Origin of the sequence: Neoroseomonas oryzicola (genome assembly GCF_012163135.1) — a bacterium.
Lineage (GTDB): Bacteria > Pseudomonadota > Alphaproteobacteria > Acetobacterales > Acetobacteraceae > Neoroseomonas > Neoroseomonas oryzicola.
The window spans coordinates 454,355-468,428 of record NZ_JAAVUP010000001.1 but is presented as its reverse complement, the minus strand read 5'-3'; the positions used below and the strand labels follow the sequence as shown (position 1 = coordinate 468,428).

Annotated in this window: 12 protein-coding genes; 3 read left to right on the top strand and 9 right to left on the bottom strand. The window is 71.3% G+C overall.

From position 1 onward, the window contains the following. The 9 genes from GWK15_RS02240 to fabI form a co-directional block, all read right to left on the bottom strand. Window positions 1-1,023, bottom strand: coding sequence for a patatin-like phospholipase family protein (locus GWK15_RS02240; protein ID WP_168038633.1), 1,023 nt, complete (start codon window positions 1,021-1,023; stop codon window positions 1-3). A gap of 6 nt (window positions 1,024-1,029) precedes the next feature. Further along, a complete protein-coding gene (locus GWK15_RS02235; RefSeq protein WP_168038631.1) occupies window positions 1,030-2,238 on the bottom strand; it encodes an adenylate/guanylate cyclase domain-containing protein in 1,209 nt (402 codons plus the stop codon). Further along, complete coding sequence (locus GWK15_RS02230) at window positions 2,235-3,155, bottom strand: hypothetical protein (protein ID WP_168038629.1); 921 nt, start codon at window positions 3,153-3,155, stop codon at window positions 2,235-2,237. The genes GWK15_RS02235 and GWK15_RS02230 overlap by 4 nt, the downstream gene beginning before the upstream one ends. A 79-nt stretch (window positions 3,156-3,234) precedes the next feature. Further along, on the bottom strand, window positions 3,235-5,541 hold the full coding sequence (locus GWK15_RS02225) for a DUF3141 domain-containing protein (RefSeq protein WP_168038627.1): 2,307 nt from the start codon (window positions 5,539-5,541) through the stop codon (window positions 3,235-3,237). A 55-nt stretch (window positions 5,542-5,596) separates the two neighbouring features. Continuing rightward, a complete protein-coding gene (locus GWK15_RS02220; protein WP_168038625.1) occupies window positions 5,597-6,787 on the bottom strand; it encodes an acetate/propionate family kinase in 1,191 nt (396 codons plus the stop codon). Next, window positions 6,784-8,202 (bottom strand): bifunctional enoyl-CoA hydratase/phosphate acetyltransferase, encoded by a 1,419-nt coding sequence (locus GWK15_RS02215; protein ID WP_338147174.1) that lies wholly within the window; start codon window positions 8,200-8,202, stop codon window positions 6,784-6,786. The genes GWK15_RS02220 and GWK15_RS02215 overlap by 4 nt, the downstream gene beginning before the upstream one ends. Further along, a complete protein-coding gene (locus GWK15_RS02210) occupies window positions 8,199-8,849 on the bottom strand; it encodes a 3-oxoacid CoA-transferase subunit B (RefSeq protein ID WP_168038623.1) in 651 nt (216 codons plus the stop codon). The genes GWK15_RS02215 and GWK15_RS02210 overlap by 4 nt, the downstream gene beginning before the upstream one ends. Continuing rightward, window positions 8,849-9,511, bottom strand: a complete 663-nt coding sequence (locus GWK15_RS02205; protein ID WP_168038621.1) for a CoA transferase subunit A — start codon at window positions 9,509-9,511, stop codon at window positions 8,849-8,851. Before GWK15_RS02205 ends, GWK15_RS02210 begins: the two co-directional genes overlap by 1 nt. Then, a complete protein-coding gene (gene fabI, locus GWK15_RS02200; protein WP_456306826.1) occupies window positions 9,508-10,335 on the bottom strand; it encodes an enoyl-ACP reductase FabI in 828 nt (275 codons plus the stop codon). The genes GWK15_RS02205 and fabI overlap by 4 nt, the downstream gene beginning before the upstream one ends. Window positions 10,336-10,510: 175 nt before the next feature. On the opposite strand from fabI, the gene GWK15_RS02195 reads away from it, so the two are divergent. The 3 genes from GWK15_RS02195 (at window position 10,511) to GWK15_RS02185 (ending at window position 14,039) form a co-directional block, all read left to right on the top strand. Further along, window positions 10,511-11,575 (top strand): zinc-dependent alcohol dehydrogenase family protein, encoded by a 1,065-nt coding sequence (locus GWK15_RS02195; protein WP_168038619.1) that lies wholly within the window; start codon window positions 10,511-10,513, stop codon window positions 11,573-11,575. A 117-nt stretch (window positions 11,576-11,692) separates the two neighbouring features. Then, on the top strand, window positions 11,693-12,373 hold the full coding sequence (locus GWK15_RS02190) for an NIPSNAP family protein (protein ID WP_168038617.1): 681 nt from the start codon (window positions 11,693-11,695) through the stop codon (window positions 12,371-12,373). Between the two features lie 100 nt (window positions 12,374-12,473). After that, window positions 12,474-14,039, top strand: a complete 1,566-nt coding sequence (locus tag GWK15_RS02185; protein WP_168038615.1) for an EAL domain-containing protein — start codon at window positions 12,474-12,476, stop codon at window positions 14,037-14,039. Window positions 14,040-14,074 lie beyond the last annotated feature (35 nt).

The window sequence follows — 14,074 nt, the reverse complement described above, 5'->3', positions numbered from 1 at the left end:
CTAAAGGAACTTCGACACCACGTCGGTCGAGGACCTTTCCCCGATGGCGTCGAAATGCGCGTCGAGGAATTCCTCCGCCCGCTGGATGCCGAGGTCGCGCAGATGGTGCAGGAACCCGGTGCTCGCGTTCATCTTGGAACTCGCGTTGAAGGCGGCGAGTTCCTCCTCGGCATCGATCGTGTGGATGAAGCAGCGCAGGTGCCGGTCCTTGGGCAACTGTCCCTGGTCGATCAGGTCCGTCACGAAGCGGATCATCCGCATCTCCCGCATCAGGGAGGAATTGAAGGCGAGGGTGTTCATCCGGTCCACGATGGCGCGGATGTCGCGCGGCACCTCGGGGATGTTGATCGGGTTCAGCTGGACGATGAGGATGTCCGGCGCGCCGCCCATGTAGATCAGCGGGAAGATCGGCGGATTGCCGCAATAGCCGCCATCCCAGTAGTGCTGCCCCTCGACCTCCACCGCATGATGCAGCAACGGCACGCAGGCCGAGGCGAGCACCGCCTGGGAACTCATCTCCGAACGTTCGAAGACGCGCAGCCGCCCGGTCAGCACATTGGTCGCGCAGACGAACAGGGCAGGGCCCGCGGCGCTGCGCAGCCGGGCGAAGTCGACGCTCGCTTCCAGGTGCTCATGCAGCGGGTTCTGGTTCGCCGGGTTGAGTTCATGGGGCGAGAACTGCCGCAGCATCACGTCCGCGATGCGCCACAGCGGGGAGAAATCCATGTTCCCCTTGCTGAACATGAGGTCGATCGGCGTCGGCTGGATCGGGGACATCGCCGCCATGGCGCCGATGCCTTCCCAGAAGCAATCGAGCCGCCGGCGTGCCTCCTCCGGCCCGCCGGCGATCAGCCCGTCGGTCAGCACGGCGCCGTTCATCGCGCCGGCGCTGGTGCCGACCACGGCTTCCACTTCCAGCCGCTCGTCGGCCAGGATCCGGTCCAGCACGCCCCAGGTGAAGGCGCCGTGCGAACCGCCGCCCTGCAGGGCGAGCTTGATCTTCCTGCGGTTGCCCTTCGCCATGCCTGCCTACTTGCTGTCGAGCTTCGTCACCGGCGACCAGTCGCGCGGCGGTCCGTCCGGATAGCGGGCGATGCGCGCGGCATAGGCGGCGATGAGCGGGTCGTGCTCCGGATCGCCGGCTTCGCGCAGCGCCTCGGTCGCGCGGTCGAACTGCCCGGCGCGGAAGCGGCGGATCGCCTCGCCCCAGGCGGGCAGGCGCGCGACCAGCGCCGGGTCCGCGACCAGGGCAGCCTCCTTGGGCCCGGAGGCGACCGACAGCCCGACCAGCTCATGCACCTCGAGCGGATCCTGCGCGCCCTTGGCCAGCACCAGGTCCACCGGGCGGAAGACGAAGCCGCTGCCGGCGCCGATGCGCGTCGATTCCGAGACCAGGATCTGCGTCCCGTACATCTTGTTCATGCCCTCGAGCCGCGAGGCGAGGTTCACCATCGACCCGATCGCCGTATAGGCCATGCGGTCGGACGACCCGACATTGCCCACCACCGCGTCGCCGCTGTGCACGCCGAAGCGCGTGTGCAGGCGCGGCCAGCCGCGGGCGGCGAACTCCTGTTCGAGCTGCAACGTCAGGTGCTTCGCGTGCAGCGCGCCGCGGCAGCCGTGCATGGCGTGCGCCAGGTCGCGCTTCGGTGCGTTCCAGATCGCCATGATGGCGTCGCCGATATATTTGTCGATCGTCGCATGCTGCTCGAGCAGCGTGTCGGTCAGCGCCTGGAAGTAGGTGGAGGTGATGTGCATCAGCTCCTCCGGGTCCATGCGCTCGGCGATGGTGGTGAAGCCCTGCACGTCGGAGAACATCACCGTCAGGCGCCGGCGTTCCCCGCCGAGCTTCGCCTCGGCGCCCTCGGCCATCAGCTTCCGCACCAGGTCGCGCGGGACATAGACGCTGAACAGCCGCAGCGCCGACTTCATCCCGCCCATCGCATCGGCCAGCGCATCGACCTCGGCGGCGCCGCCGGGCGTGGGCGGCGTGCCGGCGAGGTCGAGCCGGCGGATGCCCTCCGCCTCCTTCGTCAGGACGCCGAGCCCGCGCGCGACGCGCCGCGCCGCATAGGCAAGCCCGCCCGCCACGATGAGGATGCCGGTCGCGGCGACGGCGAAGGCCAGGACTGCATCGCGCCCCGTCGCCGCGATCGCCACCGCGGCGAACAGCACGCCGCAGCCGGCGAAGGCCATGCCGAGCATCGTCGCCAGCAGCGACGTCGCGCGCGCCTTCATGGCGCCGCCCGGCTCCAGGCCAGCAGCGCCTCGGCATCCGCGAGGTCCATGCCGTCCAGCGCCGCCGCCCCGGCCTCCGGCGTCGGTGGATCGATGCCGAGGCGCCGCGCCGCCTCCCCATAGGCCGCGACCTGCGCCGCGCGCACGGCGTCGAGGCCGAGGCACCGCGCCGGCGGCGTCGGCGGCGGCTGCATCCGTAGCAACGCGAGGCGCGCGGCGTGGCTCGCGACGTCTTCCGGGGCGGGCTGTCCCGCCATCGCGAGTTCCACCGCGAGCAGGCGGCCGAGTTGCGGCCCGAGTGCCGGCAGGGAACTGCCGAAAAGGTCCGCTTCCCGCGCCAGCCGGCAGGCGAGGTCCGGTGCCTCGCCATCCTCCCAGGGCCAGGTGGTGGCGAGGATGATCCGGCGCATCTCGGCCACGTCCGCGGGGTCCATCCCGCAGCGCTCGGCGATGGCCGCGGCCGTGTCGGCCGAGCGCCGCTCGAGCAGGCCGCGCTCCGCATGCACCTTGCCGTCATGCAGCAGGTCGTGCGCCGCCATCGCCGCGACGGCGACCGCCGCCTCCTCGGCCCCGAGCAGCCCGAGCCGCCGCGCGGCGCCCGCGAGCCAGCCCATGGCGATGGTCGCTTCGGCCTGGTGGTGGCGGTCGTGATAGGCAGGCTCGGCCCCGGCCGGAAAGGCGGCCCCGTGCCGCTCCACGGCCTCGGCGATGGCGAGCGCGGTCGCGGCTGCCGGGTCCTCCGCATCGTCGGTACCGGTGGCTGCGGCCAGCGCCTCGCGTATCGCGGCGGCGACGTCGGGCGGTCCCGCGCGGCGCGCCAGCAGGCGCCGCTCCGCGTTGGCCAGGGCCGCACCGGGAGGTCCCGCGCGCAGCGCCAGGGTCAGCACGTCGTCGGCGTTCTCGGGCCCAGCGGCCATGGTCCTCGCCGGAAGTCGGGCGAGCATCCTAGACCGCACGACGCCCCGGAGGGAAAGCCTCCGGGGCGTGTCGCCGATGTCAGGCGGCGGCCACCTTCGGCCCGAGGCCGAGCGTCTTTCGCATCCGCACCAGCATCTCGCGCGCCTTGTCGCCGAGTTCCTCGTCCGGGCCGGCGACATGCTCGACGGCCGCAAGCGCCTTGCGGCGTTCGGCGGCCTCGGGCAGCAGCGTCGTCAGCGTGTCGAGCGCTTCGTCGCGCATCAGGGTCACGATCACCGTCTGCTCGCGGATGATCGCCTGGCGGGCGGCCGGGCTCATGCCGACGAAGGGCGGCTCGGTCGTCAGCAGCGCGTTGGAGCGGGCGAGGCGCGAACGCCGCACGCCGCCGCGCGCATCGGCCAGCAGGATCATCATGCGGATCACTGCCTCGGCGTAGCCGCCCTCGGCGACCTTGGCGCGGGCCTCGGAGAGATGCGCCGGCTCCACCTGGACGGATCGCCGCGCCGCCTCGGCCTCGGCCGCCGTGTCGTCGCCGGTCACGCCCACCGCGGCGAGGCCGCCATAGATCGCGTGGAAGGCGGTCTCGATGCTGGCGTCGCGCATGTCGCGCCAGGCATCGATGCTGCGCTCGACCGTGTCGGCCCAGGCCTTCTCGAGTGCGAGGAACGGATTGTCCTGCGCCGCGGGCTTGCGGTTCTGCCGCGCCATGCCCGCCATGGCCCGGATCGGCATCATGAAGGGGTTCATGTCGGAGAACATGTAGCGCCGCATCCGCATCGGGCTGGCCTGACGCCGCGCCTCCGCACCCGCCTCGGTCGCGGACTGGCGCACGATGGGGGAGACCAGCACGTCATAGAGGTGCTGGTTCATCTCGGAGATCTTGGCGACGGCGGGGAAGGCTTCGTTGCTCGCCTCGCCCGACAGGGTGCGGATGTCGGCGATCTTCCGTTCCACCAGCTCGACCTGCCACTCCTCGTTGGCGCCGCTGCCTTCGTGGCCGGTGATCTTCATCTCATAGAGGCCCGGGGCCACCGCCTCGATCATCTCGAGGGTGGTCGCGATCTCGGAATGCTCCTTCTTGGCGACGGCGCCGGAGACGAAGATGCCGAGATGCCCGATCTGGTCGTGCAGCAGGTAGACGATGGTCTGGCCGAGCGACTTGATCTCCTGCTCGTCGCGATAGACGTCGGCGATCCAGCGCAGCGCCTGGCCCACGGGCGTGATGTTGTCGCCCGAGGAGGCGAAGACGATCACCGGCGCCTTCACCTCGCGCATGTTGAAGGTCTCGCCGCCGCCCTGGGCGATCTGGCCCGAGGAGAAGCGGTTGCCGATGAAGAGGTTGTCGACGATCCAGCGGATCTCGTCGCTCGTCATCAGGAAGTAGCCGCCCCACCAGCGCTCGAATTCGAGGAAGCGGTCGGCCTCGCTGTCCACCTTCGAATACAGGTCGAAGTACTTCTTGAACCAGGTGTTGCCGGGCGACAGGCTCTCGAAGTTCGCGACCAGCGAGGCGCCGTCGAACTTACCGTTGCCGAGGTCCGCCATCAGCGAGGCCGGCCAGCCGCCACCGGCGAGGCCACCGAGGTAGCGCATCGGGTTGCGGCCCTTTTCGCCCGCCCAATAGGACAGGGGTGCGCCGTTCAGCACCAGCGCGCCCACCGCTTCGGGGGCCGCGGCGCCGAGCATCATGGTCGCCCAGCCGCCCTGGCAATTGCCGATCACGACCGGCTTCGGCGCGTCCGGATGCACCTTGGCGATATGGGCCAGGAAGGTCGCCTCGGCCGCGGTCACGTCGAGGATCGTCTGCCCCTTCTCCGGCTCGCGGTAGAAGATGACGAAGTAGACCGGGTGGCGCCGGCGCAGCGCCACGCCGACCTGGCTGTCCGACTTGAAGCCGCCGATGCCTGCGCCGTGGCCCGCGCGCGGGTCGATGATGACGAAGGGGCGCAGCTTGGGGTCGGTCGCCGGGAAGCCTTCGGGCGGGGTGATCCGGACCAGGGCGTAGTTCACCGGGCGGGCGAGTTGCCGGCCGTCGACCACCGTCTCGTAGTCGAACACCAGCACCGGCGGGCAGCCGGCACGCTCATGCTCGACGAAGTTGTTCCCTGCCTGGCGCATCACGTCCCAGAACAGGATCAGCCGCTGCGCTGCGTCCGCCGCATAGGCCTGGGCATCCTGGGCGAGGGCGGCGGGGGTGCGGGCGAAGCGGGCGGCGAGGTCGCGCATCGCCTCCGCCGCGCCGGGGGCGGGGAAGGCGGGGTACTGCGCCGCCGCGTGCCGGCCGATCACGTCCGCGAGGGTGCGGACCTGCTCGAGCGCGCGGGTGGTCGTCTCGTTCGCCTTCTCGGCGAACTCGCGGGCGGGAAAGCTCGGGGTCGCGGGCATTGGCGGGGCTCCCTGGTTTGACCTCTTCTGCGCCCCCGGGCCGAGGGCATCAAGCCTATTTGCTGCGGCGCAACAAATTCAGCACATGCCGGGCGATCATGCCTTCCTCGTCGGTGGCGCGGACCAGCACGCGGGTGGCCGCCCCGGGGCGGGAGATCTCCCGCTCATTGGCTTGATTCCGCACCGGATCGAGCTCGATGCCGAGGAAGCCGAGACCCTCGCAGATGCGGGCGCGCAGGTCCCGTGCGTTCTCCCCGATGCCCGCCGTGAAGACCAGGGCGTCGAGGCCGCCAAGGGCCGCCGCCAGCGCCCCGACCTCCCGCCGCACCCGCCAGGCGTAATAGGCGAGCGCCTGGGCGGCGCGGGGCTCGGCGCTGGCCTCGAGGTCGCGGACGTCCTGGCTGATCCCGGACATCCCCTTCAGCCCGGCATTGCCATAGAGCAGCTTCTGCAGCGCCGCGGGCTCCATGCCCTCCGTCATCAGCAGGTGCAGCAGCACGCCGGGGTCGATCTGCCCGCAGCGGGTGCCCATCGGCACGCCGTCCAGCGCGGTGAATCCCATGGTGCTGTCGACGCTCCGCCCGCCGCGCATGGCGCAGAGCGAGGAGCCGTTGCCGAGATGCGCCACGACCACGCGTCCCGAGGCCAAAGCGGGTTCCTCCTCGGCGAGGTTGGCGGCGATGTATTCGTAGGACAGCCCGTGGAAGCCGTAGCGCCGGATGCCGCGGGCGTAGAATTCGGGCGGCAGGCCGAAGGTGTCGGCCTCCCAGGCATGGCTGCGATGGAAGGAGGTGTCGAAGCAGGCGACCTGCGGCACGCCCGGCAGCCGCGCGCGGGACGCCGCGATGCCCGCGATGTTGTGCGGCTGGTGCAGCGGGGCGAGTGGGGCCAGCGCCTCGAGCCGCGCCATCACCGCATCGTCGATCAGCACGGGCGCGACGAGGTCCGGCCCGCCATGCACCACGCGGTGGCCGACCGCGATGATCCGCCGCCCGGCCATGGCCGGTGAGAGTTCCTTGGCGATGACCTCGAGCGCGGCGCCGTGGTTCGAGACGTCCGGCCCGGCCCAGCGATGGTCGGCCAGCACATGCCGCGTCGCGTCGCGCGCGATCAGGTGGGGGCTGGCGCCGATGCCCTCCATCTGCCCTTCGAAGCGCGTCTCCGCGTCGCCGCCAACGATTTCGAAGAGCTCGAACTTGATGGAGGAGGAACCGGCGTTGAGGACGAGGATCGCGTCGCTCGTCATGCGCCGATCTCCGGCACGAGGCATTTCCCGGTGCGCCGCCAATGGCCGTAGAGCACCGCGAGCGCGGCCGACATCAGCCGGGCATGCTCGTCATCGGCGCGCGAGGTCAGCATCACCGGCACCTTGGCGCCGACCACGATGCCGCCGGTATCGGCCTGGGAGAGGAACACCAGCTGCTTGGCCAGCATGTTCCCCGCCTCGAGGTTCGGCGCCACCAGCACGTCGGCCCGGCCGGCGACGGTGGAATGGATGCCCTTGGTGCGCGCGGCCTCGAGGTCCACGGCGTTGTCCATGGCGAGCGGACCGTCGACCAGGCCGCCCTTGATCTGCCCGCGATCGGCCATCTTCGCGAGCGCCGCCGCGTCGATGGTGGACGGCATCGCGGGATTGATGGTCTCGACGGCCGAGAGGATGCCGACCCGCGGCTCGGCGATGCCGATCGCCTGCGCCAGGTCGATCGCGTTCTGCACGATGTCGGCCTTGGTGGTCAGGTCCGGCAGGATGTTGATCGCCGCGTCGGTGATGATCATCAGCCCTTCGTGGCCCGGGATGTCGAGCACGAAGCAATGGCTGATGCGCCGTCCCGCGCGCAGCCCGCCATCGGACTTGGTGACGTGGCGCAGCACCTCGTCGGAATGGATGTTGCCCTTCATCACCGCCTCGGCCTTGCCCTCATGGACCAGGCAGACGGCGCGGGCGGGGGCGTCGTGGGCGTCGGCGACGTTCTCGATCGCGACGCCGGAGAGGTCCCAGCCGATCTTCTCCGCCTCGGCGCGGATCTTGGCCTCGGGGCCAACCAGGATGGGGGCGATCAGGCCTTCCTTCGTCGCCTCCCAGGCGCCGCCGAGGGAATTGTCGTCGGTCGGCGCCGCGACCGCGGTCGGCATCGGCGGGATGCCGCGGCACGCCTGCAACAGGCGAGAGAACTTCCCGCGCGGGACCAGCGTCAGTTCCGGAATCACGACGCCATCGGTGACGAGCCGCGTCGAAGGCGGGCTGATCTCGGCGACACCGTCCGCGACCAGCGTCCCGTCGTCACGATCGAGCCGGCAATCCATCACCAGCAGGTTGCCCGGCAGCTTCTCCCGCACCGTCACCGTCGCGACCACGGCATCGCCCGCCTCGACGCGCGAATGGAAGCGCAGGGTCTGGGAGCGGTAGACCGTGCCGGGCCCCGGCAGCCGGTTGCCGAACACCGCCGAGAAGAGCGAGCCGCACCACATGGCGGGCGCGACCGGCGCGCGGCCGGTCTCCTGCTCGGCCTCGCCGGGCAGGTGGACCGGATTCAGGTTGCCCGAGGCATGGGCGAAGACGACCAGGTCGTTCGGCGTGCAGACGCGGGTGATGCTCGCGCTCTCGCCTTCCTTGATGTCGTCCCAGGAACGCCCGACCAGGGCAGGGGCGGTGATCGTCACAGGCTCATCTCCGGCACGGTGTCTGGAACGGTCAGCGGCGCGGTCGTGGCGGCCAGGATCTCCTCGACGGCCACGCCCGGCGCGCGTTCGCGCAGGACCAGGCCCTGCGGCGTGGGCTCGATCACGGCGAGGTCCGTCACCACCAGGCTCACCGGCCGCGCGGAGGTCGGCGGCAGGGTCAGTTCGGGCACGATCTTGGCCTCACCCTTGGCCGCATGCTGCATCGCGACGACGACGCGCCGCGCCCCGGCGACGAGGTCCATCGCGCCCCCCATGCCGGCGACCATCTTGCCCGGCACCATCCAGTTGGCGAGCCGCCCCCTGGCATCCACCTGCAGCCCGCCGAGCACGGTCATGTCCATGTGCCCCCCGCGGATCAGCGCGAAGGAGGTCGCGCTGTCGAAGGCGAAGGCACCGGGCAGGGCGCTGATGAAGCCGCCCCCGGCATCGGTCAGGTTGGGGTCTTCCATCCCCTCGGGCGGGCGGGCGCCGAAGCCGATGATGCCGTTCTCGCTCTGGAAGGCGACGAGCATCCCTTCCGGCACGTAGCGCGCGACCAGCGTCGGCAGCCCGATGCCGAGGTTCACGAGCGTCCGGTCGCGCAGTTCCTGCGCCACGCGGCGGGCGATGATCTCCTTGGCGTCCATCAGTGCGGCCTCTCGACGAGGTGCGTGACCAGGATGCCCGGCGTGCGGACATGGTCGGGCGGGATGACGCCGATCGGCACCACCTCGTCCGGCTCGGCGATGACAGTGTCGGCGGCCATGGCCATCAGCGGGTTGAAGTTCTGCGCCGTCAGCCGGTAGGTCAGGTTGGCGTAGTAGTCGGCCTCGTAGCAGTGCAGCAGCGCGACATCGGCGCGCAGCGGCTTCTCCAGCAGGTAGTCGCGGCCGTCGACCGTGAGGACCTGCTTGCCCTCGGCGACGGTCGTCCCGACCCCGGTGGGCGTCAGGATGCCGCCGAGGCCCGCCCCGCCGGCCCGGATGCGTTCGGCGAGCGTGCCCTGGGGGACCAGTTCCACGGCGATCTCCCCGGCCATCATCTTCTGCTGGGTCACCGGATTGGTGCCGATGTGGCTGACGATGACCTTCGACACGCAGCCCGCGACCACCAGCTTCCCGATGCCGAGTTCCGGCCGTCCGGTGTCGTTGCCGATCACCGTCAGCCCCTTCGCGCCGCGCGCGACGAGCGCGTCGATCACCCGCCGCGGGGAGCCGACGCCGAGGAAGCCGCCGATCATCACCGTCGCGCCGTCCGGCACCAGGGCCGCCGCCTGCTCCGGGGTCAGGGCCTTGCGTTGCGTGCTCATGCGACGTTGTGCAGCCCGGCGTCCACGTAGATCGTGTCGCCCGTCATGCCCGAGGAGGCGCCGCCCACCAGGAAGGAGACGACGCGCCCGACCTCCGCGATGTCCACCAGCCGGTGCTGGGGGGCGCGTTCCTGGGCCATCTGCACCAGCTCGTCGAACTGCGCGATGCCCGAGGCGGCGCGCGTCTTGAGCGGGCCGGGGGAGACGGCGAAGACGCGGATGCCCTTCTCGCCGAGCTCGTCCGCCGCATAGCGCACCGCGCCCTCGAGCGCGGCCTTCACCGGTCCCATGAGGTTGTAGTTCCCGACCACCTTGTCGGCGCCGTAGTAGGACATGGTGACGAGCACGCCGCCCTGCGTCATCAGCGGTTCGGCCAGCTTCGCCATGCGCAGGAACGACCAGCAGGAGACATGCATCGCCTGGGCGAAGCCTTCCGCGCTGCAGTCGATGACGCGGCCGTGCAGGTCCGCCCGCGGGGCGAAGGCGATGGAGTGGATCACGAAGTCGAGCCGGCCCCACTCCCGGCCGATGCGCTCGAACAGCGCCTCGAGCTGGCCGGGCTGCTGGACGTCGAGCGGGGCGATGATCTCGGCCTGGAGTTGCTCGGCCAGCGGGCGGACGTATTTCTCGGCCTTTTCGTTCAGGTAGGTTACGGCGAGATCGGCGCCGAAGGCGCGCAGCTTCACCGCGCAGCCATAGGCGATGGAATCGGCGTTCGCGATGCCGACGACCAGGCCGCGCTTGCCCTTCAGCATGTCGCCGACGCGGCTGTTCGGGTCCCACACGGTGGGCAGCGGATCGATCGGGCGGGATTCGGTCGGCACGGTGCACCTCTCATACTGCGTCGGACCTCCGCATCTCATGGGTGCCCGACCGCCGCCTTGACGTAGAGCAGAAACCGGCGGCCGGGGCATTGCGATTTTGCGGCACCGCAACATCCCCGCCGCCTGGACCGATCCGCGCCCCGGTGCTTGGCTCCGTGGTCCAGGAGGAATGCCAATGAAGGGTGTCGTCTTTACCGGGGACCGGAAGCTCGAGCTGATGGATTTCCCCGATCCCACGCCGGGCCCGGGCGAAGTGGTGCTCGAGATCCGCGCCTCGGGCATGTGCGGCAGCGACCTGAAGTTCTACCGCGCCCCGGGCGGGCCGGGGCGGACGGCGGCACTCGGGCTCGGCGCGACCTCCGGGCCCATCATCGCCGGGCACGAGCCCTGCGGCGTGGTCGTCGCGGTCGGGCAGGGCGTGGCCCCCAACCAGGCCTGGGTCGGGATGCGCGCCATGCAGCATCACTACCGCGGCTGCGGCGTCTGCCCGCGCTGCAATACCGGCTGGATGCAGCTCTGCGACGAGGGCGTGAAGGAGGTCTATGGCGCGACCGGCCATGGCGGCCATGCGCGCTACCTGAAATGCCCCGCCCGCACGCTGGTGGAACTGCCCGAGGAACTGTCCTTCGAGACCGGCGCGGCGATCTCCTGCGGCACGGGCACGGCCTGGGGCGCCTTGCAGCGGCTTGGCCTGACCGGGGACCAGACCATCGCGGTGTTCGGCCAGGGGCCGGTCGGGCTGTCGGCGACGCTGCTCGCCGCGAAGATGGGGGCGCGGGTGATCGCGCTCGACACCTCGCCCGAACGCCTGGGCCGCGCCAAGGATTTCGGCGCCGACCTGCTGATCAATCCGACCGAGACCAACGACGTGCTGGGCGCGATCAAGGAAGCGACGCACGGGCTCGGCGCGCATGCCTCGCTCGACGCCTCTTCCAACCCGCTCGCGCGGCGCCAGGCGGTGCAATGCGTCCGCACCTGGGGCAAGGCCTGCTTCGTGGGGGAGGGCGGGGATGTGACGCTCGACGTCTCGCCCGACCTGCTGCGCCGGCAGGTGACGCTGATCGGGTCCTGGACCTTCTCGACCGTCGGCCAGGCGGAATGCGCGCGCTACGTCGCCGACCGCGGCATCAACGTCGATGCGCTGTTCACCCATCGCTGGCGGCTGGACCAGGCGGAGGAAGCCTATCGCCTGTTCGACCGCCAGACCGACGGCAAGGGCGTGATCCTGCCGGCGGCCTGAGGCTTGTTCGGGGAATGCGTCGTCCGGCGCATTCCCGCAACGGCACCGGCACGCCCCCGCCTTGCGCCAGCGCACCGCGCGGCCGATGGTGCCGCGCCCGCTTCCAGAGGAAACGCGATGTACATCGAGCACCGCCAGTACACCTTCCACCCCGGCAAGCAGCCCGTGTGGCTCGACGCCTTCGAGAAGTTCGGCTTCCCGGCCTCGCAGCGCACCCTCGGCGCGCCCTCGCTCGGCACCTTCGTGGCCGATGTCGGGCCGATCAACCGCTTCGTCTTCATGCGCGGCTGGGACGACATCGACACCCGCGACGCCGGCATCGCGGCGCGCGAGACGGACGCGCAGTGGACCGAGTTCAAGAAGCATTCCGCCGGCTGCCTGATGCAGCAGGAGGTGAAGTTCCTGAAGCCGACCTCCTTCTCCCCCATCCAGTCGGCCAAGGGCTTCAAGTTCGAGCGCAAGATCGCCGGCACCGGCATGGTGGTCGATCACCGTACCTACGACTTCGTCCCGGGCAAGATGCCGGCCTGGCTGAAGGCCTATCAGGAGGTCGGCCTGCCGGTGCAGCAGCGCCTGCTCGGCCAGCTGCTGGTCTTCGCGGTGACCGAGATCGGCCCGATCAACCAGGTGGTCTTCTGCTGGCTGTACGAATCCTACGGCGACCGCGATGCGCGCCGCACCGCCATGGCCAACGACCCGCAGTGGCAGGAATTCGGCAAGATGGTCGCCGGCCTCGGCGCGCTGAAGCAGCAGACCGTGATGGGGCTGCGGCCGACGAGCTTCTCGCTCGTGAAGTGACGGCGCCGGAGGGGCGCCGTCCCCTCCGCCCCGGCGGGAGAACCTTCACCGCCGCTTAATGTCCTGGGGCGAGGATGCGCGCCTCGCCCCAGGACGCGCCATGCAGGAAACCGTTCGCCACCCGATCGCCAGCTCCGCGGACCGATTCCTGACCTTCGCCTTCGCCGCCGCCGAGCTGCTGGTCGAGACCGACACCGAAGGTCGGATCACCTTCGCCGAGGGCGCTTTTCCCGCCCGCTTCGGGCGGCCGGGCCGCACCTTCCTGGGCCACTCCGTCCAGGAACTCGTGGCGCGGGACCTGCGCTCGGGGATGGGGACGGCGCTCGAGCTGCTCAACGCCACGGGGCGCATCCGGCCGACCGCCATCCGCCTGTCAGACCGCGACCGTTCGGCCTTCAGCGTCGCGGGCCTCGCCGCGCCGGGGCGTTCGGGGCGCTTCTGCCTGACATTCTCGCCCTTGCCGGACGACCTTCCGGGCGGGCCACTGCCCGGGGGGCCGGGCCTCGCGCGCGCGGCCGAGGAAGTGCTGCGCCGGGATGACGGCCCGGCCGCGCTCGGCCTGATCGAGCTGACCGGCGATGGCGGGGCGCTGGCGCCGCGCGCGGACCTCGCGGCGCGCATCCAGGCCGTGCTCGCGGCGCAGGGCGGGACCGGGACGGTGGCGGCGGATTTCGGCGCCGGGCGCTTCGGCATCCTGCCGGGGGAGGGGATGGCGGATCTCGGCCAGGTCGCGGCGAATGTCGCGCGGCTGCTGGCGCAGCACGGGCTCCCGGGACGGATCGGCACCCGCGCCCTGCCGCTGGCCGGGGAGGGGCTGAGCCCGCTGCAGGCCACGCGCGCGCTGCGCTTCGCGCTGTCCGCCTTCGCCCGCGGCGGCGATGCGGCGCTGGAAAAGGCGGGCTTCGCCGGTGGCCTGGCGGGCTTCGTCGACAGCGCGGCGGAGCGTGCGGCGGCGCTGCGGGCGACCATCGCGGATCGTCGCTTCCGCCTGGCCTTCCAGCCCATCGTGCTGCTGGCCGACCGCCGGCCGCACCACTACGAGGCCCTGCTGCGCCCCATCCCGACGCCGGGGACGCCGTTCTCGGAAGCCTCGGAGTTCATCGCCCTCGCCGAAACCGTCGGGCTGTCGGAGGCCCTGGACTGGGCAGTCGTCGAGACCGCCTGCGAGGCCGCCCGCGCCGCCAGCGGGTCGCGGATCGCCTGCAACCTGTCGGGCCTGTCGCTGCAGTCCCACGCGTTCCGGGACCGGCTCTGCGGCATGTTGCGGGAGGCCCCGGCGCTGGCCGAGCGCCTGCTGGTCGAGATCACCGAGACCGCCGAGATCGAGGACGAGCCCGAGGCCCGCCACACCGTCGATGCGCTGCGCGACCTGGGGCTGCCGATCTGCCTCGACGATTTCGGCGCCGGGGCGGCGGCCTTCCGGTACCTGCGCGCCTTCCGCGTCGACTTCGTCAAGGTGGACGGCATCTACGTGTCCAATGCCGTCGAAAGCGCCCGCGACCGGGGCTTCATCGCCGCCATGGTCGACCTCGCCCGCACCGTGGGCGCCGAGGTGGTCGCCGAGCGCATCGAGACCGAGGCCCAGGCCGCGCTGATGCGGGACCTCGGCGTCGGCTTCGGCCAGGGCTACCTGTTCGGCCGGCCGGGCGCCCTGCCGGGGGGCTGAGACCTCCCTTGCCCTTCCGCGCCGGCCGGCGCAGG